Here is a 23,829-nt window from a genome sequence, read left to right as displayed (position 1 = left end):
GCTTGAACATTCGTAAATTTGTCGGTGCCAACAGTCGTGATGCTTTGCGTCTGGTGCGCGAAGCCTTGGGCGCGGACGCGGTCGTCCTGTCCAATCGCAGGATGGACGACGGCAGCGTCGAGATCGTCGCACTGGCCGACAGCGACCTCGCCGCCATCACGCCGAAAGCGCCGCGCGTAAGCGCAAGCGCGGGCGCGGGCGCGGGCGCGCCGCAAGCTGTGTCGATGAATGCAGCGGCGGGACAGCAGGCATCGGCAAGCGCCCCCGTCGCACCGCGCGCCATGCCGACCGCACAGCCGATGCAGCCGAATCCGTACGCGAGCGGCATGCCCGATGTGTTCTCGTCGGTGTTCGGCGCAAGCCCGGAAGCCGGGGCCGAGAACCTGGGCGGCAATGCGGCCGATAGCGGCTTGCTGAACGCGAACGCGCCGGCCGACGAAGCGCCGCTTGCCGCCGCCAAACCGGCTGCGGCTCCGTTGCCGAAAGCGGCGCTGCCGGGCGCGCCCAAAGCGTCGCCCGCCGCGCCGCAGTCGCAACCCATCAGCATCGAACAGCCGAGCGCCCGCGCCGCGGCGACGCGTCTCACCGAAGACATCCGCGCCGACATGTTGAAGGCCGCCGCCGCGTCGGCGTCTGAAGCGCAAGCGCCGCGCACGATGGCCGAATCGAATCCCTGGCTGATCGACCACGCTCGCCGCATCGCCGCCGAGCAGCAGGAACAAGGCGCATACAGCGCGCGCCCCGCGACGATGACGCCGGCCGCCGCGATGGCGAAAGGCTTGGGCGCCGCCGTCGAACCGGTCAAGGCCGCTGCCCGGCCGGCCGCGCCGCAAGCCGCCGACGCGCCCGAATGGGCTCGCGAAGCCGCGCAAGTCGCCGCGCGCCGCGCCGCACAGAAAATCGCGCCGTCGCAGGCCTCGGGCGACGACGCCCGCGCCCCGGCCGCCGTCGCCGAAGCGATCAAGCTGCGCATGGAGCAGGTCGTCAACGAGACCGTGATGAGCGAACTCTCGTCGATGCGCGACATGATGGAAGAACACTTCGCGGGTCTCTTGTGGGGCGACCGCCAGCGCCGCAACCCGGCGCGCGCCGCGCTCACCAAGCATCTGTTCGCCGCCGGTTTCTCGGCGCAGCTCGTGCAGATGATGGTGGACAACCTGCCGCAAGACGTCGAGGACATGGACGGCGGCATGGAATGGGTGCGCTCGGTGCTCGCCTCGAATCTGCCGGTGATGGAAGACGAAGACACGCTGATGGAGCGCGGCGGCGTGTTCGCGCTGATGGGTCCGACCGGCGTCGGCAAGACGACGACCACCGCCAAGCTCGCCGCGCGCTGCGTGATGCGCTTCGGCGCCAGCAAGGTCGCGCTCCTCACCACCGACAGCTACCGGATCGGCGGCCACGAACAACTGCGCATCTTCGGCAAGATTCTCGGCGTGTCGGTTCACGCGGTGAAAGACGGCGCCGACCTGCAACTCGCGCTCTCCGAACTGCGCAACAAGCACATCGTACTGATCGACACGATCGGCATGAGCCAGCGCGACCGGCTCGTGTCCGACCAGATCGCGATGCTGTGCCGCGCCGGTCAGCCGGTGCAGCGCCTGCTGCTGCTCAACGCGACGAGCCACGGCGACACGCTCAACGAAGTCGTGCAGGCGTATCAGCGCGCGCCGGATCAACAGCCGCTCGCCGGCTGCATTCTGACCAAGCTCGACGAAGCCACGAATCTCGGCGGCGTGCTCGACACGGTGATCCGCTACAAGCTGCCGGTGCACTACGTGTCGACCGGTCAGAAGGTGCCGGAGAACCTGTACGTCGCCACGAAGAAATTCCTGATCAAGAGCGCGTTCTGCATTCCGCGCGACCACTCTCCGTTCGTGCCGCACGACGACGACATTCCGGCGCTGCTGTCCGCGCTGTCCGCACGCTCGACGGCCGAACTGCACGAGGTCCGCTTTGGATAAGCTCATCCAGGACCAGGCGGAAGGACTGCGGCGCCTGCTGGCGCGCAGCGGCTCGCGCGTGATCGCGGTGGCGGGCGGCTCGGCCGGCGTCGGCTGCACGACGACGGTGGTGAACCTCGCCGCGGCGCTCGCGCAGCAGGGCAAGGACGTGCTCGTGATCGACGAATGCCTTGGCGCGAGGTCGGTGAGCGCGATGCTCGGCGGCGTGCGCGGCGCGGGCAACCTGGCCGCCGTGATGCGCGGCGAGATGACGCTCGACGACGCCGCCGCGCGGCACGCGCTCGGCTTCTCGCTGCTGGCCGCCTCGCGTCTGAATCGCGAAGCCCACGCGAGCGCGCGGTTCGACGTGGTGTTGCACGGTTCCGCCGACATTGTGTTGATCGACGCGCAGCTCGACGAGCATGGCCAGTTGTCCCCGCTCGCGATGCAGGCGCACGACGTGATGATCGTCACGCGAGTCGCCGCACAGGCGATCACCGATTCCTACGCGTGCATGAAGCGCCTGCACTACGCGCACGCCACCGCGCAGTTTCGCGTGCTGGTGAACCACGTGCAAAGCGTGGACGACGCCCGCACCGCTTTTGCAAACCTGGCCGGCGTGGCCGGACGCTACCTGACGGTGGCGCTGGAAGACGCCGGTTGCATTGCCGCCGATGCGCGGATGGCCCGAGCCCTGGCGTTGTCGCGTTGTGTCGTCGATGCATTCCCATCGACACCGGCTGCGCGCGACTTCCGGCACCTCGCCGCCGAATTGCAGTACTGGCCGATGCGGCCAGCGATGTCGTCGCAGACGCCCTGGAGGGCGCCTGCGGCAGTTACAGCGGCGCAACACGCCGACCAACCGTCTGCGCAGCACGCCTGAGAGGCGGCACATGGACAAGGGGAGCACGATGTATAACGCTCAGGGAAAGATTTCCCAAGCCGAGGTACTGACGAAGTACGCACCGCTGGTGCGGCGCCTGGGCTTGCAGCTCGTTGCCAAAATGCCGGCGAGCGTCGATCTCGACGATCTGATTCAAGCCGGCATGATTGGTCTGCTGGACGCGGCGAGCCGCTACAAGGAAGACCAGGGCGCGCAGTTCGAGACCTACGCGAGCCAGCGGATTCGCGGCGCGATGCTCGACGAATTGCGCAGCAACGACTGGTTGCCGCGCAGCTTGCGGCGCACTTCGCGCGAAGTGGAAACCGCGGTGCACAAGGTCGAACAGAATCTGGGCCGCTCGGCGAGCGAAACCGAGATTGCCGAACACCTGCAAATGCCGCTCGACGAATATCAGTCGATGCTTCAGGACTTGCACGGCAGCCAGTTGATCTATTACGAAGACTTCGACCGTTCCGCCGACGACGAGCCGTTTCTCGACCGCTATTGCGTCGATCATTCGGATCCGCTCTCGGCGCTGCTGGATGACAGCCTGCGCTCGGCGCTGGTCGAAGCGATCGACCGCCTGCCGGAACGCGAGAAGCTGCTGATGTCGCTCTACTACGAACGCGGCATGAACCTGCGCGAAATCGGCGCGGTGATGGAAGTTAGCGAATCGCGGGTGTGCCAGTTGCACAGCCAGGCTGTGGCGCGCTTGCGCACGCGCCTGCGGGAAATGGCCTGGGCGAACGCCGAGGCGTCTTGAGCGCCGGCTTTCTCACGCGTTAGCCATCTCATGTTCGGCGGCCAGCGCGAGAAATGCGGAGCGCGACATGCCGCGCGCCCGCGCATAGATGTCGATGTCGTGGACCAGCGCCTCGGGCAGCGAGATATTGATGCGCACCGCCTTCTTCAACGCGGGAATGTTCCGGGTGGTCACGAAACCCCACGTGAAACCCGCGTAGTCGGGATTACGCCGATGCGTTTCGAGCGCGAGCCGTTCGGGGATCGGCAAGCCTTCGTCGAGCAGCGTGTCCAGATGCGCCTCGATCGCTTCCTTCGCGTTCGCGTAGGCCTCTTCCAGCGTATCGCCCGCTGAATGACAACCCGGAATGTCGGGAACCACCACGCCGAACGCGTGGTGCGCGTCGCCCGGTTCGATCGCGATCGGGAAAATCAGGTTTTTCATTTCAGACCCGCCTGTTTCAAGATGCTGTTCAATGTGCCGGGCGGAAGATCCCGCCTTGGATGCGGGATGGTCACGAGACCGGCTTTTACCGCGTGCCGGAAATGATGGTGACTGCCCGATATGCGGACCAGCCGCCACCCATCCATGTGAAGCAGTTTGACGACCTCGGCACTGTTCATATCGCACTCCCTGAATCATACACACCATTACACAACCTCGCTAGTGGTTAACGCTCCGCGTGGCTCGTCTCAAGTGGCGTAAAAACGCTCCGGGTGACGGCGGAGAACCTCAGTAGGGGACGTGGTGATTTTGATGGCGGCAGATGCGTTCGCGCCACCTGGCCGGATGGCTAACGTCAGCGCGAAAACGCGCGACGCCCATGGCGGGCACGGCGGAAAAGCAAAAGGGCTCGCCGAAAGACGAGCCCTTTGGTGTTCATTCAATGCGGTTGTATCGAAGCGCAATGCAACCGCGCGCGGGTCCCGCGAATCGCGTCACACGGCGGCGCGTGCGGGAATCCGGCCGTCCGGTCCGTAAAAACCGGCCTTCTGCGGCATGGCCACCTGGAGCGCCGTGAGCGCGCGCTGGTTGTAGTCCATGCGCACGCGGATCAGTTCGCCGTTGCTCGCGTTCAAGCGCCGCGCGCGATCGGCGGCCTTTTGCAGCAGCGACCATTGGCCGGCGATCCGCGCGTCGGTGCTGGCCGCGAGTTCCATGCCGGACCAGCCGGCGGGAAAGCCCATCTCGGCGAGCAGCGCGTCGCGCGTGGTTTCGAGCTTGGCGAGCACGCCGATCAGCTCGGTTTTCTTCTCCACGATGGGCGGCAGCAATTCCAGCGGCGACAAGGCCGTCAGCGCCCTGGTTTCGAGCGTCAGAATCGAGGCGAACGCCTCGACGGCCGAATATTCTTCGGTGAGGGTGGCAAGCAGGGCGTCTTTCATGTCAACAACTCGCTGAACACGAGGGCTCGCGCGGATGCCGCGAGCCGGGTTGGTCGAATGCCGCCCGGCACGTCACCGTACTTCGATGCGTCGATTAGTTGCCGGTCGACGAGGTTTTGTTTTGCAGCAGTTCGCGCGCGGTGTTCAGCACGCCGTCGGCGATCTTGCCGGAATCGATCTGCAGCGAGCCGTCCTTGATGGCCTGCTTGATCGACTCGACGTGCGCCGTGTCGATGTCGGCCGAACCGGTCGCCGCGAGGCTGCGCAGATGCTGCGACAGACCCGACAGGCTGACGCTGGCGTCGCCGGAACCGCTGGTGGAGGTCTGCGGGGCGGAGCCCGCACTCTGCGCGCTGCTGTTCGCGGCCGTCGCGTCGCTTGCTTGCGAACGGGAGAGGGCGTCTTTCAACGTCGGCAGACTGGACTTGGTTGTGGAATCGACTTTCACGATTGGCTTCCTGAACGATTTGATCCTGATAACGGCAATCGCAGATCAAAACTTTAGCGCAATCGCTCGATCTTTTTCCTTGTCTTTCAAGGGGATCCGGCCCCGGCGCGGACCTGCCGCCTGTCGTGGACCCCGCCGCGTTCGAGCGGATGCGGCGCCGGTTCATAGCTGAATCTCAACGGTCGCGCCGTCTTTCACGACGCCGGAAATCACCTGGCCGTTGGCTGTCTTCACCCGCACCTGCTGACCCGGCGACGCGTTGTTCATCGCGCTGCCTTCGGCCGAAATCGCGAAACCCTCGCCGGCCGCGACGACCCGCACCGTCTGTCCGATCGACACCGCCGACGCGCTCTTCAGCATGTCGCGGCGCAGCGGCATGCCGGCCGCGACGCGCGTGAGCGTGACCGAGCCGACCGCCTGCGACGGGTCCGTCACGATCGCTTGCGGCAAGCCGGTCAGGTCGCCGTCGCGCGCGACGAGGTCGGCGGCGTTGAGCACTTCGCCCGGCGCCATCGCGCGGGCGGCCAGATAGTAGGTGGCGCGCAGCGAGATGCGCGCCTGCAGGTAGATGGTCCAGGGCTTCTCGCCGGCGCAGCGCACGCCGACGGTCATGCGGCCCCACAGGCGCGCGCCGCTCGGCATGAACGGCTCGATCATCGAGCAGGCGGCGAGGCCGCGCGGAAACGCCGGTGCGACGGTGATCTCGACCTTGCCGGGCAAGCCGGCGGATTGCTGCTGCAAGAACGCGAGCGCGGCGTTGCGGATCGCCTCCGGGTCCTGCTGGCCGGGCAGCGGCGCGGCTTGCATGGGCTGTGCGGCTTGTGCGGCTTGCATGGGCTGGGCGGCGCGCGGATTCTGCGCTGCGGCGGACGCGGTCGCCTGGCGCCTGGCCGGCGTGCGCGCGAGCGTGGCGGGCATCGGCGCTTGAATCGACGCCGGTGCCGGCACGGCAGCCGTCCTGGTCACGATCGGCTTGCCGTTCGCGCCGAACTGCGGCGGCTCGCCGCGCGAGGCCAAGGTGTCGAAGCCGGCGGGCGCGGACGCGCCAGCCGGTACATCGAGCGACGCCTTGCCCGGCGCATTGGCCGCCACCGGCTGCACGCCAGCGGCTTGCCGTGCGCTGTTTGCCTTCGGCGCCGGGGTGACGACCACCGGCACGAGCTGGCGCGAACCCGGCGCGACGTTGAGCTTGGCGAGGCCAGCCGCCGGATCGGCGACCGCAGCGGGAATCGTCACGACGCCATTCGCGTCGGGCCTGAAACTGGTGCGGACCATTTGCGGCGCAGCGGGCGCTTCTCCCGCGCCCGCATTGCCGCCCCCAGCGGGAATCGTCACGACGCCATTCGCGTCGGGCTTGAAACCGGTGCGGATCATCTGCGGCGCGGCCGGCGCTTCGCCCGCGCCCGGAATGACGATCGAGCCACTCGCGTTGGCGGCGCGCGTGAATTGATCGGCGTCGCGCGCGGCCGGGCCTGCCTTGAGCGATTGCGCGGTGGCCGCGGCGAGCGTCGCGGCGGTGCCCGCGCGTTTCGCGGGCGTCGTCTGCATGTGTTCGGCGAGTTCCGCGAGCGCGGCCGGATTCTTTTCTCCGGGGCCGGGAATCACGATCGGGCCGCCGGCTTCCTCAGCCTGCGCGGCATGCGCCATCAATAGCGCGCCGGCCGGCACGCATAGCGCCGAACTCACGATGAGCCGCGTCGCGAGGCGCGCGCCGAGGCGAACCGCGCCCCGGCCCACGCGATGCGCCGCCGCACGGCTCGCGCGGCGCGTCGGATCGAAAGTGGGTTGGGGCATCGCGTTTCTCCATCGAATGCATCGGTACGCCTTGCATTCTAGTGAGCGCCCCCTTTGCGCAAACGTTGAATAGAAGCCCCCTTTCCCGGTTATTCGTCCGATTGCCGCTTGCGTCCGGCCCATAAGATGCACCTCATGCAAAAAGGTCTTCCCGCCTGATGCAGTCCTCACGCGAGGCACGCACGGGAAGCCTCGGGAACGTACTCCGGAGATGCTTATGCTGGACAAACTCGATGCCGAATTCGCCTTTGGCCGTGAAGCGCTCGATGTGCGCGCTTACCGGCAGGAGCTGCTGTCGTCGAACATCGCCAACGCCGATACCCCCGGCTACAAGGCGCGCGACGTCGACTTCGCCTCGTCGCTCGCCGGCGCGCTGAAGAAAACCGGCGGCGGCGCCGGCGTGGCCGCGTCGAACCATTCGACGCTCGCGATGGCGCAGCCCGCGGGCGTGACGGGCGGCATGTCGATGGCGGCGACCACGCCGGGCCACATGTCCGGCAAGACGACGCTCGCGCCGAGCGGCGGCACGCCCGACGACTACAGCAAGCTGCAATACCGCATTCCGACGCAGCCCGCGCTCGACGGCAACACGGTCGACATCGACACCGAGCGGGTGCAGTTCGCGGACAACACGCTGCATTTCGAATCGGGCATGACGGTGTTGTCGAGCCAGATCAAGACGATGCTGGCCGCGATCCAGTCGGGTTCGTGATCCGCATCGGCAGCTTCGACGCGCGGATGTAACGCGGCGGCGAGACGACTCGTGCCGCCGCGGCAACCGGGCAAAAAACAATCGCTACGGGATTTAAGGAGAGGTCAGCAACCATGCCATCCCTGATGAATATTTTCGGCGTTGCCGGCTCCGCGATGTCCGCGCAGTCGCAACGGCTCAACGTGACGGCGTCCAACCTCGCCAACGCGGACAGCACGACGGGCCCGGACGGCCAGCCGTACAAGGCCAAGCAGGTCGTGTTCGCGGTGAGCCCGATCGGCGGCGCGCGCTCGGGCTCGGGCCAGCAGGTCGGCGGCGTGCAGGTCACCGGCGTGGTCGACGATCCGACGCCGATGAAGACCGCCTACGACCCCGGCAACCCGGCGGCCAACGCGGACGGCTACGTCACCTTGCCCAACGTCGACCCGGTGCAGGAAATGGTCAACATGATCTCGGCGTCGCGCTCGTACCAGGCCAACGTCGAGACCCTGAACACCGCCAAGACATTGATGCTGAAAACGCTCACGATCGGAACCTGAGGAGAGCCCCTTGACCACCAATACCTCCATCGGCAGCAACGGCACGAACGTGTCGCAGACGCTGCTCGATACGATGAACGGCACGGGCAGTGCCAGCAGTTCGACGAGCTCGACGACGGGCACCTCGGGCACCTCGGCGAGCGATTTGCAGAATACCTTTCTGCAACTGCTCGTCACGCAGTTGAAGAACCAGGACCCGACGAGTCCGATGGACAGCTCGCAGATGACCTCGCAACTCGCGCAGATCAATACGGTCTCGGGCATCGGCCAGTTGAACACGACGCTCAGTTCGCTGGCGACGCAGCTTTCCGCGGGCCAGCAGTCGCAGGCCGCGCTGCTGATCGGCTCCACCGTGCTCGCGCCGGGCAGTTCGGTGAGCGTCGCGAGCGGCAAGGCCAGCGCGTTCGGCGTGCAGCTCGCCAACCCGGTGAGCGATCTGCAAGTGGTGGTAAAGAACTCCGCCGGCCAGATCGTCAACACGCTCGACCTCGGCAAGCAGTCCGCCGGCACGATTCCGGTGGGCTGGACGCCGACCGACTCCGCCGGCAACACGCTCCCCGACGGCACCTACACGATCAGCGCGGTCGGCACGATCAGCGGCCAGCAGGCGACGGCCACCACGCTCTCGGGCGCGACCGTGCAAAGCGTCGTCACGCAGAGCAGCGGCACGCCGGGCCTCGTGCTGTCGAACGGCACGACGGTGGGGCTGACCAGCGTCGCCGCGATCCTCTGATTCAAGTTCAGTTAGTTACGACTTTCCAGATACGGAGACCGTCATGGGTTACCAACAAGGTTTGAGTGGTTTGTCCGCCTCGTCGAGCGATCTCGACGTGATCGGCAACAACATCGCCAACGCGAATACGGTTGGCTTCAAGAGCGGCACCGCCCAGTTCGCGGACATGTACGCCAATTCGGTGGCGACCGCGGTCGGCAACCAGATCGGCATCGGCACCAAGCTGTCGGAAGTGCAGCAACAGTTCTCGCAAGGCACGATCACGAGCACCAACCAGGCGCTCAACGTCGCGATCAACGGCAACGGCTTCTTCCAGTTGTCGAACAACGGCTCGCTCGTGTACTCGCGCAACGGCGTGTTCCAGCTCGACAAGAACGGCTTCATCACCAATGCGCAAGGCTTGCAGTTGATGGGTTACGCCGCCAACAGCGCGGGCATCATCAACACCGCGCAGACCGTGCCGCTCAGCGTGCCGACCGCGAACATCGCACCGAAAGCGACCACCAACATCGCCGCCGGCCTGAACCTGAACGCGCAGGACCCGCTGATGCTCGGCACGCCGACCGTGACGGCCGGCGGCGCCAACACCGGCACGCTCACCACGCCTGGCGCGACCATCACGAACACCGCGTCGGGCACGAACAACGACACCTACACCGTCAACTTCACGAGCCCGACCACCTACACGGTCACCGACACCACGCTCGGCACGACGAGCGCCGCCGCCACGTACACGGCCGGCAGCGCGATCTCGCTGGGCAACGGCCAGACCATCACGTTCAACGGCGTGCCGGCGGCGAGCGACAGCTACACGATCGCGCCGACCCCGGTGGCGTTCAACCAGAACAGTTCGTCGACGTATAACTACTCGACCAGCACGACGGTCTACGACACGCTCGGCGGCTCGCAGACCGTCAACATGTATTTCGCCAAGACCTCGGCGGGCACGTGGAACGTGTACGCGGGCACCTCGACCGGCGCCGCCAGCCTGGTCGGCCACGCGAACTTCAATTCGTCGGGCACGCTGCTCGGCACGACCGACGCGTCCGGCACCGCCACCACCACGCCCTACGTGTTCGACTTCTCGATTCCGAACACCGACGGTTCGGCGACGCCGCAAAGCCTCACGCTGAACATCTCCGGCACGACGCAGTACGGCGGCAAGAACGGCGTGAACTCGCTGCAGCCCGACGGCTACGCGGCCGGCACGCTGACCAGCTTCACGATCGCCGCCGACGGCACGCTGACCGGCAACTACTCGAACCAGCAAACCGCCGCGCTCGGCCAGATCGCGCTCGCGAACTTCTCGAACCAGAACGGCCTCGTGAACCTCGGCAACAACGAGTTCCAGCAGACCTCCGCGTCGGGCGTCGCGCAGATTTCCGCGCCGGGCTCGACCAACCACGGCGTGCTGCAAGGCGGCGCGGTGGAAAACTCGAACGTCGATCTGACGAGCGAACTGGTGGATCTGATCACCGCGCAACGCAACTATCAGGCGAACGCGCAGACGATCAAGACCCAGCAGACCGTCGACCAGACCCTGATCAACCTGTAAGCGACCGGGACCCACTCATCATGGATCGGCTGATCTACACCGCGATGTCCGGCAGCACGCAAGCGCTCGAACAGCAGGCCATCGTCGCGAACAACCTGGCGAACGCCTCGACCACCGGCTTTCGCGCGCAGCTTGCGACTTTCCGTGCCGTGCCGATGTCGTTCGGCGACGGCAGTTCGATCAACGACGACACCACGCGCACCTTCGTGCTGTCGTCGACGCCGGGCGCGGACTACACGCCGGGGCCGATCCAGCAGACGGGCAATCCGCTCGACGTGGCGATCCAGGGTCCGGGCTGGCTGGCGGTGCAAACCGCCGACGGCGGCGAGGCTTATACGCGCGCCGGCAACCTGCACGTCGACGAAAACGGTCAACTGGTGAACGCCATCAATCAGGTGGTGCTCGGCAACGGCGGCCCGATCTCGGTGCCGCCCGGCGCGGAAATCACCATCGGCAAGGACGGCTCCGTCACCGCGCTCACGCCCGGCGATCCGCCCACCGCCGTGGTGGTGGTCGATCAGTTGAAGCTGGTGAATCCCGATCCGCAGACGCTCTCGCGCGGCGACGACGGCCTCTTTCGCACCGCCGACGGCAACCCCGCCGACGCCGATCCGGCCGTCGCGCTGGCGCCCGCGTCGCTCGAGGGCAGCAACGTGAATCCGGTCAGCGCGATGGTCGCGATGATCACCAACGCGCGCCAGTTCCAGATGCAGACCAAGCTGCTGGAAAGCGCCGACAAGAACGACCAGTCCGCCAACCAGTTGCTCAGCTTTAGCTAACGGGTTGCTCAGGCAGCCCCCGGAGAAGAATCATGAATCGCTCACTCTATATCGCCGCCACCGGCATGAATGCGCAGCAGGCGCAGATGGACGTGATCTCGAACAACCTCGCGAACGTCAGCACCAACGGCTTCAAGGGCTCGCGCGCGGTGTTCGAGGATCTGCTGTACCAGACCGTGCGCCAGCCCGGCGCGAACTCGACGCAGCAAACCGAACTGCCGTCCGGCATTCAGCTCGGCACCGGCGTGCAACAGGTCGCCACCGAGCGTCTGTACACGCAGGGCAACCTGCAACAGACCGGCAACTCGAAAGACGTGGCCATCAACGGCCAGGGCTTTTTCCAGGTGCAGATGCCCGACGGCACGACCGCCTACACCCGCGACGGCTCGTTCCAGACCAACGCGCAGGGCCAGCTCGTCACGTCGAGCGGCTACCAGGTGATTCCGGCCATCACGATTCCGACCAACGCGACCTCGGTCACGATCGGCAGCGACGGCGTGGTGTCGATCACCGTGGCCGGCTCGACCAACAGCCAGCAGCTCGGCTCCATGCAGCTCGCGACCTTCATCAACCCGGCCGGTCTGGATGCGAAGGGCGAAAACCTGTTCGCGGAAACCGCCTCGTCGGGCGCGCCGAACATCGCGCAACCGGGCCTGAACGGCGCGGGCACGCTGAATCAGGGCTACGTGGAAGCCTCGAACGTGAACGTGGTGCAGGAACTGGTGAACATGATCCAGACGCAGCGCGCCTACGAAATCAACAGCAAGGCCGTGACCACGTCCGACCAGATGCTGCAGACGCTCAGCCAGATGCAGGTTTGAGGAACTGGGAATTAACAGCAGCAAGCACAGGCGGTAATCAGCATGTCGCACTTCACCCCGCATTTCACGCGTAACCCGGTTCATTCGCGCACCGCGCTCGCGCTCGCGCAGCTCACGCTGCTCGCCGCGCTGGGCGGCTGCGGCCTCGTGCCGAAGCAGCCCATCACGCAGCAGCCGATGACGGCGCTGCCGCCGATGCCGCCCGCGATGCAATCGCCGGGCTCGATCTACAACCCCGGTTACGCGGGCCGGCCGCTGTTCGAAGACCAGCGGCCGCGCAATGTCGGCGACATCCTGACCATCGTGATCCAGGAAAACGTCAACGCGACCAAGTCCTCGGGCACCGGCGCGAACCGCAGCGGCGACACCAACTTCGACGTGCCGACCGCCGGTTTTCTCGGCGGCCTGTTCGGCAAGGTCAACCTGAGCGCGACCGGCGGCAACACCTTCAAGGCGACCGGCGGCGCGAACGCGTCGAACACGTTCAACGGCACGATCACCGTGACGGTGACGGGCGTGCTGCCGAACGGCAATCTGATGGTGAGCGGCGAGAAGCAGATGCTCATCAACCAGGGCAACGAATTCGTGCGCTTTTCCGGCATCGTCAATCCGAACACGATTTCGAACCTGAACGCCGTGTACTCGACCCAGGTGGCCGACGCGAAGATCGAATATTCCGCGAAGGGCTATCTCGACGAGGCGCAGAACATGGGCTGGCTGCAACGCTTCTTCCTCAACGTGTCGCCGTGGTGATCATGCGTACCGTCTTTTCCGTCTCCCGCCTCGCGCGATCCATGCGCCTCGGCCGCGTCGGCCGCCTCGGCCGTGCGCTGGCCTTCGTCGCGCTCGCCTGCGCGGCGCTGCCGGCGGCGACGCCCGCGCATGCCGAACGTCTGAAGGACCTCGTGCAGATCCAGGGCGTGCGCGACAACCCGCTGATCGGCTACGGCCTCGTCGTCGGCCTCGACGGCACGGGCGACCAGACCACGCAGACGCCGTTCACCACGCAGACGCTCGCCAACATGCTGGCGAACCTCGGCATCTCGATCAACAACCAGGCGGCGGGCTCGAGCAATTCGCAATCGTCGCTGTCGAACATCCAGTTGAAGAACGTCGCTGCGGTGATGGTGACGGCGGTGCTGCCGCCGTTCGCGCGTCCCGGCGAGGCGATCGACGTGACGGTGTCCTCGCTCGGCAACGCCAAGAGCCTGCGCGGCGGCACGCTGCTGCTCACGCCGCTCAAGGGCGCCGACGGCCAGGTGTATGCGCTCGGCCAGGGCAACCTCGCGGTCGGCGGCGCGGGCGCGAGCGCGAACGGCAGCAAGGTGCAGGTGAACACGCTGGCCGCGGGCCGCATCGCCGGCGGCGCGATCGTCGAGCGCGCGGTGCCGACGTCGGTATCGCAAGCGGGCACCATGCAGCTCGAACTGAACGACATGGACTACGACACCACCCAGCGCGTGGTGGCGGCGGTCAACAACGCCTTCGGCGGCGGCACGGCGTCCGCGCTCGACGGCCGCACGATCCAGTTGCGCGCGCCGAGCGACCCCGAACAGCAGGTCGCCTTCATGGCGCAATTGCAGAACCTCGACGTGAAGCCCGCGCAAGCCGCCGCGAAGGTGATCCTGAACGCGCGCACCGGCTCGATCGTGATGAACCAGATGGTCACGCTGCAAAGCTGCGCGGTCGCGCACGGCAACCTCTCGGTGGTGATCAACACCCAGCCGGTGGTGAGCCAGCCGGGCGCGTTCTCGAACGGCCAGACGGTGGTGGCGAAACAGTCGCAGATTCAGATGAAGCAGGACAACGGCGCATTGAAGCTGGTGACCGCCGGCGCGAATCTCGCCGAAGTGGTGAAGGCGCTCAACGCGTTGGGCGCGACGCCCGCGGATCTGATGTCGATCCTGCAGGCCATGAAAGCGGCGGGCGCTCTGCGCGCCGACCTGGAAATCATCTAAGGAAGACATAGGATGAATTCGGATACGACCCACTCCGCCGCTTCGGCGAACGATCTGACGCAGCGCTTCGCGCTCGACGTGCAAGGCTTCGCGAAGCTGAGCGCGCAGGCCAAGGCCTCGCCGCAAGCCGGCATGAAGATGGCCGCGCAGCAGTTCGACGCGGTGTTCACGCAGATGATGCTCAAAAGCATGCGCGACGCGACGCCCAACGACGGCCCGTTCGATTCGCACGACAGCGCCACCTTCACGTCGATGATGGATCAGCAGTTGTCGCAGCATCTTTCGCAGAAGGGTATCGGCGTCGCCGACGCGATGCTCAAGCAGTTGATGCGCAATCAGGGCATGCAGGTGAGCGGCGCGAATGCCGCGAATGGTGCGGGCGGTCTCGCCGGCATGGCGAACGCGCTCGGCGGCGGCAGCGGCGGCGACGAAGGGCAGACCGCGGCGCTCAACGCGCTCGCCAAGGCTTACGGCAACGCGCAGGCCAACGGCCAGCTCGCGACGGGCAAGGGCTACTCGGCCAACAACGCGCTCACGCCGCCGCTCAAGGGCGACGGCAGCTCGCCGAAGGTCGACGCCTTCGTCGATAAACTCGCCGGACCGGCGCAAGCCGCGAGCGCCGCCACGGGCATTCCGGCGCGCTTCATCATCGGCCAGGCCGCGCTCGAATCGGGCTGGGGCAAGAGCGAGATCAAGAAGGCGGACGGTTCGACCAGCCACAACGTGTTCGGCATCAAGGCGTCGAAAGACTGGGCCGGCAAGACCGTCTCCACCCTGACCACCGAGTACGTGAACGGCAAGCCGCAACGCGTGGTCGAGAAATTCCGCGCGTACGATTCGTATCAGGAAGCGATGACCGACTACGCGAATCTGCTCAAGAGCAATCCGCGTTACGCACAGGTGATCAACTCGTCGCATGACGTCAGCGGCTTTGCGCACGGCATGCAGCGCGCGGGTTACGCAACCGATCCGCATTACGCGAAAAAGCTGATGTCCATCATGCAGAAGATGGCCTGAAGCGCCGCTGATGCGATGACCCGGTCCGGCCGCGTGACGGCTGGCGCGGTTTTAACGTTTGCGGCAAATAATTCATGACACGCCCCTAAATTTTGGGCGCATGCTGCCGCTAATCAGTTAGACCCGAGACCGGAATACGCTTTAAAGTCCGGTTGAACGCGCGTGCCGCGGCTTCGACGAAGACCGCGCGAAAGCCCCGGCAGGAGCCCTGGCACGCGCCCGCAAGAACATGCACACCGGCAAGCCCATGGATACTAACCAGTCGAACGGCCATACCGACGCACCCGGCCAGCCGCACGCCCCGCTAGACGACAGTGCGAATGATTTCGGCCGTCGCAACCCGCTCGAAATCGGCGTTCAGTTGCGCAACCTCGTCAATCGCGGCGACTTCCTCACCGTTCAATACGCCGGCGGCCAGCTCGTCACGCGCCTGCTCGATGTGGACGTGCGCGGGCGCACCTTCACTTTCGACTGGGGCGCATTGCCGGAGCAGAACAGGGGCTTGCTCGCCGCGCCGCACTGCCAGTTCCACGCCGCGCCCGACGGCGTGCGGATGGAATTCGTCACCGCCGCGCCGCGCGAGACCCGTTTCGAGGGCCTGCCCGCATTCGAGGCCGACTTTCCCGAGGTGCTGTTCTACGTGCAGCGCCGCGAGTATTTCCGCGTCGACGCGCCGATTCTCGACCCCTACACCTGCAGCGGTCGTTTGCCCGAAGGCGACACGTTCCGCTTCGAAGTACACGATCTGTCGCTCGGCGGCGTCGGCATGCGCACCGCGGACGAACGCGTGGCCGAACTGCCGATGGGCACGCACCTCGAGGATTGCGAGCTGTCGTTCGGCGCGCTCGGCCGGCTTCTGCTCGATCTGCAACTGGTGTCGCACCGCTCCATCGCGCTGCCGAACGGCACCCAGCGCTATCAACTCGGCTTCCGTTTCCTGACGCTGCCGGGCAGCGCCGAAAACACGCTGCAACGGCTCATCACCCAACTCGAGATGAAGCGCCGCTCGCTGGTGCGGTGAACGGGCGCGAGCGTCGCGGCACCTGTCTCGCGAAGCACGCCTCGCAAACGTTGCAACAAACGTCGAACCCGCATCGCAACGGCCTCAATTTTTCCTTACCGGGGCCGTTAAACAGTAAGTTCAAGTAACGCGGCGGCATGTGTACGCTGTCGCCCTTCAGGATGACGCATGTCCAATCTCATCAATCTCGGCCTCAGCGGACTGAACGCAGCCCAATGGGGACTTACGACGACCGGCCAGAACATCAGCAACGCGTCGACGCCGGGCTATAGCATCGAAACGCCGGTCTACGCGGAAAGCGGCGGCCAGTACACGGGTTCCGGCTATCTGCCGCAGGGCGTCTCGACCGTCACCGTGACGCGCCAGTACAGCCAGTATCTGACCACCGAGCTGAACAACGCGCAGAGTTCGAGCAGTTCGCTGTCGACCTACAACACGCTGATCTCGCAGTTGAACAACCTGATCGGCAGCCCGACGTCCGGGATTGCGAGCGCGATCACCGGCTATTTCACCGGCTTGCAGAACGTCTCGAACAACGCGTCGAGTCTCGCTACCCGTCAGACGGCGATGAGCGGCGCGCAGACGCTTGCGAACCAGATCAACGCCGCCGGCGAGCAGTACGACGCGCTGCGCCAGAGCGTCAACACGCAACTGTCCAACACCGTTTCGCAGATCAACAGCTACTCGGAGCAGATCGCTCAACTCAATGGGCAGATCCAGGCGGCCAGCACGCAAGGACAGCCGCCGAACCAGCTACTCGATCAGCGCGACCTCGCCGTGTCGAATCTGTCGCAACTGATCGGCGTGAACGTCGTCAACAGCAACGGCAGCTATAGCGTGTTCATGAGCAACGGCCAGCCGCTCGTGTCGTCCGGCAACAGCTACAACCTGGGCACGGCGCAGTCGACCGGCGACAGCAGCGAATTGTCCGTGCAGTACCTCGGCCAGGCGGGCGCGAATCCGGCCGCCGTGCCGCAGAATTTGCCTGACAGCAAGATCGAAGGCGGCACGCTCGGCGGTCTGGTCGCGTTTCGCAGCCAGACGCTCGATCCGGGCGAGGCGCAACTCGGCGCGATCGCGGTGAGCTTCGCGTCGCAGGTCAACGCGCAGAACGCGCTCGGCATCACGCTCGCCGGCGCCAAGGGCGGCGCGCTGTTTTCGGTGGGCGGCCCGACCGTCTACGCGAACACGCAGAACACCGGCAACGCGTCGCTGAACGTGTCGTTCGCGGACCCCACGCAGCCGACCACCGGCGACTACACGCTGGCCTTCAACGGCACCACCTACACGCTGACCGACAATTCGAGCGGCACGGTGGTGGGCTCGGCGACCAACCTGAGCCAGCCGATCAACGGTCTGAATTTCTCGACCACCGGCACGATGAATCCCGGCGACTCGTTCACGGTCGAGCCGACGCGCGGCGCGCTGAACAGCTTCGCCACCGCGACCACCGACGCCGCCGCGATCGCCGCCGCCGCGCCGGTGCTGGGCGCGGCCGCGTCGACCAACACGGGCACCGGCACGATCACGCAAGGCACGGTGACAGCCGGCTACACCATGCCGAATTCGACCACCACGCTGTCATACGACGGCACGGGCCTGTCCGGCTTCCCGGCGGGTTCGACGGTGACGGTGGCGGGCTCGCCCGCGACCACCTATCCGATCACCAGCGCGACGACCGTAGTGCCGTATTCGTCCGCCACCGGCGCGACGCTGACGATCAACAACACGACCGCCGGCCAGATGAACAACGTCTCGGTGACGATCAGCGGCGCGCCCGCTGCCGGCGACAAGTTCACCATCGGCCCGAACACCGGCGCGACCAACGACGGGCGCAACGCGCTCGCGCTGTCGAACCTGTCCACCGCGAAGGCGTTGGCGGGCGGCACGGTCACGCTGACGGGCGCGTATGCGAACTACGTGAACCAGATCGGCAACCAGACCAACCAGCTCCAGACCTCGAGCACGGCGCAGGCTTCGCTGGTGACGCAGATCACCACCGCGCAGCAGTCCGTCTCGGGCGTGAACATCAACGAGGAAGCAGCCAACCTGCTTCAGTATCAGCAGCTCTATCAGGCCAACAGCAAGGTCATTCAGACCGCGCAGACCCTGTTCCAGACGTTGCTCGGCATCTTCCAGTGAGGCGTTGAACATGCGCATCTCCAGCACGCAGTACTTCAGCATGAACGTCGCGACGATGAGCGACCAGCAAGCTCAGTTGTCGCAGTTGTACGCGCAGATTTCGAGCGGCGTGAGCCTCTCGACGCCGTCCGACAATCCGCTCGGCGCGGCCCAGGCCGTGCAGCTCAGCTCGACGGCCACCACGCTCGCGCAGTTCACGACCAACCAGACCGCGGCGCTGGCGTCGCTGCAGCAGGAAGACACCACGCTCGGCGACGTCAACACCGTGCTGCAAACCGTTCACACGCTGGTGCTGCGCGCCGGCGACGGGTCGCTGAACGACGGCGACCGCGGCGCGATCGCGACGCAATTGCAGAGCTTGCGCAGCCAGTTGATGACGCTCGCCAATTCGACCGACCCGCAGGGCAACTACCTGTTCGCCGGCTATCAAAGCAGCGCGCAGCCGTACACCACGAATGCGGCCGGCGTGGTGACGTATTCGGGCGACACCGGCACGCCGGTCGTGCAGGTCACCGACTCGCACCTCGTTCAGACCGGCGACAACGGGCTCTCGATCTTCGGCAGCGTCGCGCCGATCGGCACCAGCGCGGTGCCGGCCGCGACCACCGGCAATACCGGCACCGGCGTGATCAGCAGCGTGAGCCTGACCAGTCCGACGAATCCGGCCAACGCCGACAAGTATCAGATCAACTTTTCGTCGGCGACCACCTACACGATCAGCGCGACCGATCCGGCCACCGGCGCGGTCACGACCGGCACGCCGCAGACGTACACGGCCGGCTCGGCGATCGCGCTCGGCGGCCAGTCGGTGACGCTCACCGGCGCGCCGAACGCGGGCGACAGCTTTAGCGTGACGCCCGCCACGCAAGGCAGCATGGACGTGTTCGCCAATCTGAGCCAGTTGATCGCCACGCTGCAAACGCCGGTGTCGGGCGGCGCCTCGACGGCGAGCTTCCAGAGCGCGCTGACCACCAGCATGACCCAGCTCGAGAACACGATGAACAACGTCGTGACCGCGCAGGCCGCGGTGGGCGGTCGCGAGCAGGAGGTGAAGGCATTGCAGAGCGTCACGCAGACCAACACGCTGCAAACCACGAGCAACCTTTCCGACCTGACGCAAACCGACCTGGTCAAGACGGTCGGCAAGTACACGCTGACGCAGAACGCGTTGCAAGCGGCGCAGCAGGCTTTCGTGAAGATCCAGAACATGTCGTTGTTCCAGTACCTGAGCTGAACACGCGGAAACGAAGAAGGGCGGAGCCGGTGCAAGCCGGGTCCGCCCTTTTTCCTTTTGCGGTGGCTGCCGAAAGCTTCGCTACCTGAAGCCCGCCGCCACGCGGCCCATCTGATCGATGCCGACATCGAAAAGGCGCGTGAAGAACGGAATCATGTTCGGGATCATCAATTGCAACAGCAGCATGCCGATCAGCATGGTCAGCGGAAAGCCGATCTGGAACACGCCGATTTGCGGCGCGGCGCGGTTCAGAATGCCGAGCGAAAGATTGGTGATGAGGAGCGCCGCGACCACCGGCAGCGACAGCAGCAGGCCCGCCGAAAACACCGTGCCGCCGAAATTCGCCAGCGTGCGCCAGCCGGATGCGCCGAGGATGTTGGCCGCTACCGGCACTGACTGGAACGTGGCGAGCAGCGCGCCGATCATTTGCAGATGACCGTCGATCACGAGGAACACCAGCATCGCGATGGTGTTCATGTAGCTCGACAGCACCTGGCTCGAACTGCTCGCCTGCGCGTCGAAGAAGGTCGCAAAGCCGAGGCCCATGCCGAGGCCGACGAAATCGCCGGTCGCGCTGATCGCCTGAAAGACGATCTGCATCGTCACGCCGAGCGCGATGCCGATCAGGAACTGGTTGACGATGATCCATACCCCTTCCGCGGAAAACACCGTGACCTGCGGCAGCGCGCCGAGCGTGGGCGCGACGATGATCGTGACGAAGGCCGCGAGACCGATCTTCACGCGCATCGGCAGCGAGCGGTTGCCGAACACCGGCGCGGTCGCGACCAGCGCGAGAATCCGCACGAACGGCCACAGGAACGCGGTGAGCCAGGCGTTCAGTTGCGCGTAGGTGACGGAAAACATGGCGGCGGCGAGGGCGGGCGGAGCAGGTTAAGGCCGGCGCGGCGCTCAGTTGACGAGCGTCGGGATGTTGGTGAGCGTCTGGCGCAGATAGTCGAGCATGGTCGTCAACATCCACGGCCCGGCGATCACCATCGTGACGGCGATCGCCAGCAGCTTCGGAATGAACGACAGCGTGCTTTCGTTGATCTGCGTGGCGGCCTGGAACAGGCTCACCACCAGACCGACCACCAGCGCGACCAGCAAGAGCGGCGCGGCGAGCAGCAGGCCGACATACATGGCCTGGTGCGCGAGCGTCATGACGGATTCCTGATTCATGGCGATTCGACCTGAAGCGTTGAAAGGTGAGGAGGCGCGTTCGGGTAACGTGGCGCGCGGCGCTTAAACGAAGCTCTGCGCGAGCGAGCCGAGCAGCAACTGCCAGCCGTCGACCAGCACGAACAGCATCAGCTTGAACGGCAGCGAAATCGTGGCGGGCGACACCATCATCATGCCCATCGACATCAGCACGCTCGCCACCACCATGTCGATGATGAGAAACGGAATGAAGATCGTGAAGCCGATCTGGAAGCCGGTTTTCAGCTCGCTCGTCACGAACGAGGGCACCAGCAGCGACAGCGGCACGTCTTCGGGGCCTTGCATCGGCGCGGCATGCGAGATGCGGGCGAACAGCGCGAGATCGCTTTCGCGGGTCTGACGCAGCATGAAGGTCTTGAACGGCGCGAGGCCGCGGTTGACCGCCTGCTCCATCGGCATCGAGCCTTCGGAGAACGGCTTGTAGCCGTCGGTGTAGGCCTTGTCGAGCACCGGCGACATGACGAACAGCGTGAGGAACATCGCGAGGCCGACCAGCACCTGGTTCGGCGGCGTGGTGCTCGTGCCGAGCGCCTGGCGCAGCAGCGACAACACGATGATGATGCGCGTGAAGCTCGTCATCATCAACACCATGGCCGGCAGGAACGACAGCATCGTGAGCAGCAGCATCGTCTGCACGCTCAGCGAGTAGGTCGTGCCGCCGTTCGGGCCGGGGCTCGTGTTGAAGGCCGGCAAGCCGGCGGTTTGCGCGAACGACAGCGCCGGCAGCGCGAGCATCAGCACCGGCAGCGCCACGGGCGCGACACGGCGCAATACCGCAAGCGCGGTGGAGGCGGCGCGGGAGAGACCGATGGATCGCACCGGGCTTAACACCGGGCATGACACCGAGGTTGACGCTTCACGCGCTGATTGAAGACTGAACTGCATTACCGAACTCCGCCGCCTTGCCCGTTGAAACGTTTGCCGACTTCGCCTTTCAAGGCGTCGCGAAAGCGTTGACCGAAGGTGCCCGGCAACGCCGCGCCCGCTCCGGCGATGCCAGGTCCACCCGACTCGCCGGTTGGCGTGCCGCCGGCCGCATCGGCCGTGGCCGAGCCCGCCGGCATCGTATGCAAAAGACGCACGTTGCCCGGCGCCGTGCCGAGCACCAGCCACGTATCGCCGATCTCGACCACCGCGACGCGCTCCTTGCCGCCGAGCGAGGCGCCGCCGATCGTCTTCACGAGGCCGCCGCGGTTCGCCGGCTGCAAGCCGAAGCGGCGCGCGAGCCACGCGCAGCCGAACACCAGACCGATCACCACCAGCAGGCCGACGATCGTTTGCAACACCGCGCCGACGCCGAGCGCCGGCACAGCCGTGCCCGCGCCGACGCCCGAGGCCATTTTCGCGGCGTTGTTGACCGCGTTCATGTCGGCCGCTTGCGCGGCGAGCGGCGCCGTTGCCAGTGCGAACGTGAGCGCCGAGGCGGCTGCCACGTTGGCCGCGAACACGGCGCGACGGACCACGCGTTTCATCGATTCAACTTCCGGATGCGTTCGGACGGCGTGATGATGTCGGTCAGACGAATACCGAACTTGTCGTTCACCACCACCACTTCACCCTGTGCGATCAGACAGCCGTTGACGAGCACGTCCATCGGCTCGCCCGCCATGCCGTCCAGTTCCACCACCGAACCTTGCGCGAGTTGCAGCAGGTTGCGGATCGCGATCTTGGTGCGGCCGAGCTCGACGGTCATCTGAACGGGAATGTCCAGGATCATGTCGATGTCGTTGCGCGTCGAGGTCGGCTCGACTTTCGACAGCGGCTGGAACACGCCGGCCGTGGTCGCGTCGACTTCCGTGTTGTCGTTCTGCTCGGCCAGCGCGCTGGCCCAGTCCGCCATCGCCGTTTCGTCCTCGGCGCTGACCGCTTCGGTCTCGGGCTTTGCGTTCAGGTCACTCATATCCACCTTCCTTCATTGTGTCGGCTGCGCTGATCATCTTCTGGACCCGCAGCGCGTACTGACCATTGAAAATTCCGTAGCCGCATTCCATGACCGGCACCCCATCGACCTTGGCCGTGATGTGTTCGGGAATGTTGATCGGCAGAACATCGCCCTTGCGCATGTTCAGGATCTGTTCGAACGTGACCGGCATCTGCGCGAGATCCGCGGTCAGTTCCACTTCCGCCGCCTGCACCTGCTGCGACAGCACGCGGACCCAGCGGCGGTCGACTTCGAGCGCCTCGCCCTGGATCGGCGACGAGAGAATGTCGCGGATCGGTTCGATCATCGAATACGGCATGCAGATATGCAGCGTGCCGCCGGTCGAGCCGAACTCGATCGTGAACTGCGTGACGATGACGATTTCGTTCGGCGTCGCGACGTTGGCGAACTGCGTGTGCATCTCCGAGCGCATGTATTCGAACTGCAGCGGACGCACGCTCTTCCACGACGCCGCGTAATGCTCGAACGTCAGGTTGAGCAGCTTCATGATGATGCGCTGCTCGGTCTGCGTGAAATCGCGGCCTTCGACGCGGGTATGAAAGCGCCCGTCGCCGCCGAACAGGTTGTCGACCACGAAGAACACCAGATCCGGGTCGAACACGAACAGCGACGTGCCGCGCAACGGCTTGATGTGGACCAGGTTCAGGTTGGTCGGGATCGGCAGGTTGCGGGTGAACTCGCTGTACTTCTGCACCTTCACCGGGCCGACGGAGATTTCCGCCGAGCGCCGCATGAAGTTGAAGATGCCGACGCGCAACAGACGCGCGAAGCGGTCGTTGATGATTTCGAGGCCGGGCATCCGGCCGCGGACGATGCGTTCCTGCGTCGCGATGTTGTACGGGCGGACGCCCGGACGATCGCTTTGCTCGGCTTCCGAATCGGACTCGCCGGTTACGCCCTTGAGGAGGGCATCGACCTCCTCCTGGGACATGAACTCTTCGTGGCCCATTGCTTATTCCTCGT

The 23,829-nt window shown here is 65.8% G+C and carries 26 protein-coding genes; 15 read left to right on the top strand and 11 right to left on the bottom strand.

Going from position 1 to position 23,829, the window contains the following annotated elements; all coding sequences use genetic code 11:
* The first annotated feature begins 2 nt into the window (after positions 1-2).
* From flhF to BUE39_RS06165, 3 genes are read left to right on the top strand one after another with little or no spacing between them, the layout of a single operon-like run.
* On the top strand, positions 3-1,964 hold the full coding sequence (gene flhF, locus BUE39_RS06175) for a flagellar biosynthesis protein FlhF (RefSeq protein ID WP_073427777.1): 1,962 nt from the start codon (positions 3-5) through the stop codon (positions 1,962-1,964).
* Positions 1,957-2,826, top strand: a complete 870-nt coding sequence (locus BUE39_RS06170) for a nucleotide-binding protein (protein WP_073427776.1) — start codon at positions 1,957-1,959, stop codon at positions 2,824-2,826. The genes flhF and BUE39_RS06170 overlap by 8 nt, the downstream gene beginning before the upstream one ends.
* Before the next feature lie 28 nt (positions 2,827-2,854).
* A complete protein-coding gene (locus BUE39_RS06165; protein WP_073427919.1) occupies positions 2,855-3,589 on the top strand; it encodes an RNA polymerase sigma factor FliA in 735 nt (244 codons plus the stop codon).
* Positions 3,590-3,601: 12 nt separating this feature from the next.
* Here the strand turns inward: BUE39_RS06165 and BUE39_RS06160 are convergent, their stop codons facing one another.
* From BUE39_RS06160 to flgA, 5 genes are all read right to left on the bottom strand, one after another.
* A complete protein-coding gene (locus tag BUE39_RS06160) occupies positions 3,602-4,012 on the bottom strand; it encodes a type II toxin-antitoxin system HicB family antitoxin (protein ID WP_073427775.1) in 411 nt (136 codons plus the stop codon).
* Entirely contained in the window at positions 4,009-4,191 is a 183-nt protein-coding gene (locus BUE39_RS06155; RefSeq protein WP_073427774.1) for a type II toxin-antitoxin system HicA family toxin, read from the bottom strand. The genes BUE39_RS06160 and BUE39_RS06155 overlap by 4 nt, the downstream gene beginning before the upstream one ends.
* Positions 4,192-4,506: 315 nt before the next feature.
* Positions 4,507-4,953, bottom strand: a complete 447-nt coding sequence (locus BUE39_RS06150; protein WP_073427773.1) for a flagella synthesis protein FlgN — start codon at positions 4,951-4,953, stop codon at positions 4,507-4,509.
* 94 nt (positions 4,954-5,047) lie between these two features.
* The gene (flgM, locus tag BUE39_RS06145) at positions 5,048-5,401 is read right to left on the bottom strand and encodes a flagellar biosynthesis anti-sigma factor FlgM (RefSeq protein WP_073427772.1); all 354 of its coding nucleotides are present in this window, start codon (positions 5,399-5,401) and stop codon (positions 5,048-5,050) included.
* 162 nt (positions 5,402-5,563) lie between these two features.
* The gene (gene flgA / locus BUE39_RS06140) at positions 5,564-7,195 is read right to left on the bottom strand and encodes a flagellar basal body P-ring formation chaperone FlgA (RefSeq protein ID WP_073427771.1); all 1,632 of its coding nucleotides are present in this window, start codon (positions 7,193-7,195) and stop codon (positions 5,564-5,566) included.
* A gap of 217 nt (positions 7,196-7,412) precedes the next feature.
* Between flgA and flgB the strand changes: the two genes are divergently transcribed.
* The 12 genes from flgB (at position 7,413) to flgL (ending at position 19,706) form a co-directional block, all read left to right on the top strand.
* The gene (flgB, locus tag BUE39_RS06135) at positions 7,413-7,907 is read left to right on the top strand and encodes a flagellar basal body rod protein FlgB (protein ID WP_073427770.1); all 495 of its coding nucleotides are present in this window, start codon (positions 7,413-7,415) and stop codon (positions 7,905-7,907) included.
* Positions 7,908-8,020: 113 nt separating this feature from the next.
* The gene (flgC, locus tag BUE39_RS06130) at positions 8,021-8,446 is read left to right on the top strand and encodes a flagellar basal body rod protein FlgC (protein ID WP_073427769.1); all 426 of its coding nucleotides are present in this window, start codon (positions 8,021-8,023) and stop codon (positions 8,444-8,446) included.
* 10 nt (positions 8,447-8,456) lie between these two features.
* The gene (locus tag BUE39_RS06125) at positions 8,457-9,179 is read left to right on the top strand and encodes a flagellar hook assembly protein FlgD (protein ID WP_073427768.1); all 723 of its coding nucleotides are present in this window, start codon (positions 8,457-8,459) and stop codon (positions 9,177-9,179) included.
* A 43-nt stretch (positions 9,180-9,222) separates the two neighbouring features.
* Positions 9,223-10,734: a flagellar hook protein FlgE gene (locus BUE39_RS06120; protein WP_073427767.1), complete on the top strand. Its 1,512-nt coding sequence runs from the start codon at positions 9,223-9,225 to the stop codon at positions 10,732-10,734.
* A 20-nt stretch (positions 10,735-10,754) separates the two neighbouring features.
* Entirely contained in the window at positions 10,755-11,513 is a 759-nt protein-coding gene (gene flgF, locus BUE39_RS06115) for a flagellar basal-body rod protein FlgF (RefSeq protein WP_073427766.1), read from the top strand.
* Positions 11,514-11,545: 32 nt separating this feature from the next.
* Entirely contained in the window at positions 11,546-12,334 is a 789-nt protein-coding gene (flgG, locus tag BUE39_RS06110) for a flagellar basal-body rod protein FlgG (RefSeq protein WP_073427765.1), read from the top strand.
* Positions 12,335-12,376: 42 nt separating this feature from the next.
* On the top strand, positions 12,377-13,087 hold the full coding sequence (gene flgH, locus BUE39_RS06105; RefSeq protein ID WP_073427764.1) for a flagellar basal body L-ring protein FlgH: 711 nt from the start codon (positions 12,377-12,379) through the stop codon (positions 13,085-13,087).
* A gap of 2 nt (positions 13,088-13,089) precedes the next feature.
* Entirely contained in the window at positions 13,090-14,292 is a 1,203-nt protein-coding gene (locus tag BUE39_RS06100) for a flagellar basal body P-ring protein FlgI (protein ID WP_073427918.1), read from the top strand.
* A 12-nt stretch (positions 14,293-14,304) separates the two neighbouring features.
* On the top strand, positions 14,305-15,309 hold the full coding sequence (gene flgJ / locus BUE39_RS06095; RefSeq protein ID WP_073427763.1) for a flagellar assembly peptidoglycan hydrolase FlgJ: 1,005 nt from the start codon (positions 14,305-14,307) through the stop codon (positions 15,307-15,309).
* 247 nt (positions 15,310-15,556) lie between these two features.
* Positions 15,557-16,330, top strand: coding sequence for a flagellar brake protein (locus tag BUE39_RS06090; RefSeq protein WP_176035754.1), 774 nt, complete (start codon positions 15,557-15,559; stop codon positions 16,328-16,330).
* 168 nt (positions 16,331-16,498) lie between these two features.
* A complete protein-coding gene (gene flgK, locus BUE39_RS06085) occupies positions 16,499-18,472 on the top strand; it encodes a flagellar hook-associated protein FlgK (protein ID WP_073427761.1) in 1,974 nt (657 codons plus the stop codon).
* A 10-nt stretch (positions 18,473-18,482) separates the two neighbouring features.
* Positions 18,483-19,706: a flagellar hook-associated protein FlgL gene (gene flgL, locus BUE39_RS06080; protein ID WP_073427760.1), complete on the top strand. Its 1,224-nt coding sequence runs from the start codon at positions 18,483-18,485 to the stop codon at positions 19,704-19,706.
* An 81-nt stretch (positions 19,707-19,787) separates the two neighbouring features.
* On the opposite strand, the gene fliR is transcribed toward flgL, so the two are convergent.
* The 6 genes from fliR to fliM all read right to left on the bottom strand — a co-directional run bounded on the left by fliR (position 19,788) and on the right by fliM (position 23,815).
* Positions 19,788-20,570 carry a flagellar biosynthetic protein FliR gene (fliR, locus tag BUE39_RS06075; protein WP_073427759.1) on the bottom strand — a complete coding sequence of 261 codons (783 nt, stop codon included), beginning with the start codon at positions 20,568-20,570 and terminating at the stop codon, positions 19,788-19,790.
* Between the two features lie 45 nt (positions 20,571-20,615).
* The gene (gene fliQ, locus BUE39_RS06070) at positions 20,616-20,885 is read right to left on the bottom strand and encodes a flagellar biosynthesis protein FliQ (protein ID WP_011490196.1); all 270 of its coding nucleotides are present in this window, start codon (positions 20,883-20,885) and stop codon (positions 20,616-20,618) included.
* Between the two features lie 63 nt (positions 20,886-20,948).
* A complete protein-coding gene (fliP, locus tag BUE39_RS06065; RefSeq protein WP_374709863.1) occupies positions 20,949-21,659 on the bottom strand; it encodes a flagellar type III secretion system pore protein FliP in 711 nt (236 codons plus the stop codon).
* A 149-nt stretch (positions 21,660-21,808) separates the two neighbouring features.
* Positions 21,809-22,396 (bottom strand): flagellar biosynthetic protein FliO, encoded by a 588-nt coding sequence (fliO, locus tag BUE39_RS06060; RefSeq protein WP_073427757.1) that lies wholly within the window; start codon positions 22,394-22,396, stop codon positions 21,809-21,811.
* Positions 22,393-22,824, bottom strand: a complete 432-nt coding sequence (gene fliN / locus BUE39_RS06055; protein WP_073427756.1) for a flagellar motor switch protein FliN — start codon at positions 22,822-22,824, stop codon at positions 22,393-22,395. Before fliN ends, fliO begins: the two co-directional genes overlap by 4 nt.
* Positions 22,817-23,815 carry a flagellar motor switch protein FliM gene (fliM, locus tag BUE39_RS06050; RefSeq protein WP_073427755.1) on the bottom strand — a complete coding sequence of 333 codons (999 nt, stop codon included), beginning with the start codon at positions 23,813-23,815 and terminating at the stop codon, positions 22,817-22,819. Before fliM ends, fliN begins: the two co-directional genes overlap by 8 nt.
* Positions 23,816-23,829: the final 14 nt, after the last annotated feature.

The organism is Paraburkholderia terricola, assembly GCF_900142195.1.
GTDB classification, from domain to species: domain Bacteria; phylum Pseudomonadota; class Gammaproteobacteria; order Burkholderiales; family Burkholderiaceae; genus Paraburkholderia; species Paraburkholderia terricola.
The sequence above is the reverse complement of the archived record's forward strand: the minus strand, read 5'-3'. Positions and strand labels throughout refer to the sequence as shown.

Coding starts and splice junctions, on each gene's coding strand:
- flgF (WP_073427766.1), top strand. CDS start 10,755: ATGGATCGGCTGATCTACACCGCGATGTCCGGCAGCACGCAAGCGCTC.
- BUE39_RS06100 (WP_073427918.1), top strand. CDS start 13,090: ATGCGTACCGTCTTTTCCGTCTCCCGCCTCGCGCGATCCATGCGCCTC.
- fliN (WP_073427756.1), bottom strand. CDS start 22,824: ATGAGTGACCTGAACGCAAAGCCCGAGACCGAAGCGGTCAGCGCCGAG.
- flgB (WP_073427770.1), top strand. CDS start 7,413: ATGCTGGACAAACTCGATGCCGAATTCGCCTTTGGCCGTGAAGCGCTC.
- BUE39_RS06160 (WP_073427775.1), bottom strand. CDS start 4,012: ATGAAAAACCTGATTTTCCCGATCGCGATCGAACCGGGCGACGCGCAC.
- flgH (WP_073427764.1), top strand. CDS start 12,377: ATGTCGCACTTCACCCCGCATTTCACGCGTAACCCGGTTCATTCGCGC.
- BUE39_RS06165 (WP_073427919.1), top strand. CDS start 2,855: ATGTATAACGCTCAGGGAAAGATTTCCCAAGCCGAGGTACTGACGAAG.
- fliP (WP_374709863.1), bottom strand. CDS start 21,659: ATGCTCGCGCTGCCGGCGCTGTCGTTCGCGCAAACCGCCGGCTTGCCG.
- flgG (WP_073427765.1), top strand. CDS start 11,546: ATGAATCGCTCACTCTATATCGCCGCCACCGGCATGAATGCGCAGCAG.
- fliR (WP_073427759.1), bottom strand. CDS start 20,570: ATGTTTTCCGTCACCTACGCGCAACTGAACGCCTGGCTCACCGCGTTC.
- flgJ (WP_073427763.1), top strand. CDS start 14,305: ATGAATTCGGATACGACCCACTCCGCCGCTTCGGCGAACGATCTGACG.
- fliO (WP_073427757.1), bottom strand. CDS start 22,396: ATGAAACGCGTGGTCCGTCGCGCCGTGTTCGCGGCCAACGTGGCAGCC.
- BUE39_RS06090 (WP_176035754.1), top strand. CDS start 15,557: ATGGATACTAACCAGTCGAACGGCCATACCGACGCACCCGGCCAGCCG.
- BUE39_RS06150 (WP_073427773.1), bottom strand. CDS start 4,953: ATGAAAGACGCCCTGCTTGCCACCCTCACCGAAGAATATTCGGCCGTC.
- flgC (WP_073427769.1), top strand. CDS start 8,021: ATGCCATCCCTGATGAATATTTTCGGCGTTGCCGGCTCCGCGATGTCC.
- flgA (WP_073427771.1), bottom strand. CDS start 7,195: ATGCCCCAACCCACTTTCGATCCGACGCGCCGCGCGAGCCGTGCGGCG.
- BUE39_RS06120 (WP_073427767.1), top strand. CDS start 9,223: ATGGGTTACCAACAAGGTTTGAGTGGTTTGTCCGCCTCGTCGAGCGAT.
- flgL (WP_073427760.1), top strand. CDS start 18,483: ATGCGCATCTCCAGCACGCAGTACTTCAGCATGAACGTCGCGACGATG.
- fliM (WP_073427755.1), bottom strand. CDS start 23,815: ATGGGCCACGAAGAGTTCATGTCCCAGGAGGAGGTCGATGCCCTCCTC.
- BUE39_RS06155 (WP_073427774.1), bottom strand. CDS start 4,191: ATGAACAGTGCCGAGGTCGTCAAACTGCTTCACATGGATGGGTGGCGG.
- flgK (WP_073427761.1), top strand. CDS start 16,499: ATGTCCAATCTCATCAATCTCGGCCTCAGCGGACTGAACGCAGCCCAA.
- fliQ (WP_011490196.1), bottom strand. CDS start 20,885: ATGAATCAGGAATCCGTCATGACGCTCGCGCACCAGGCCATGTATGTC.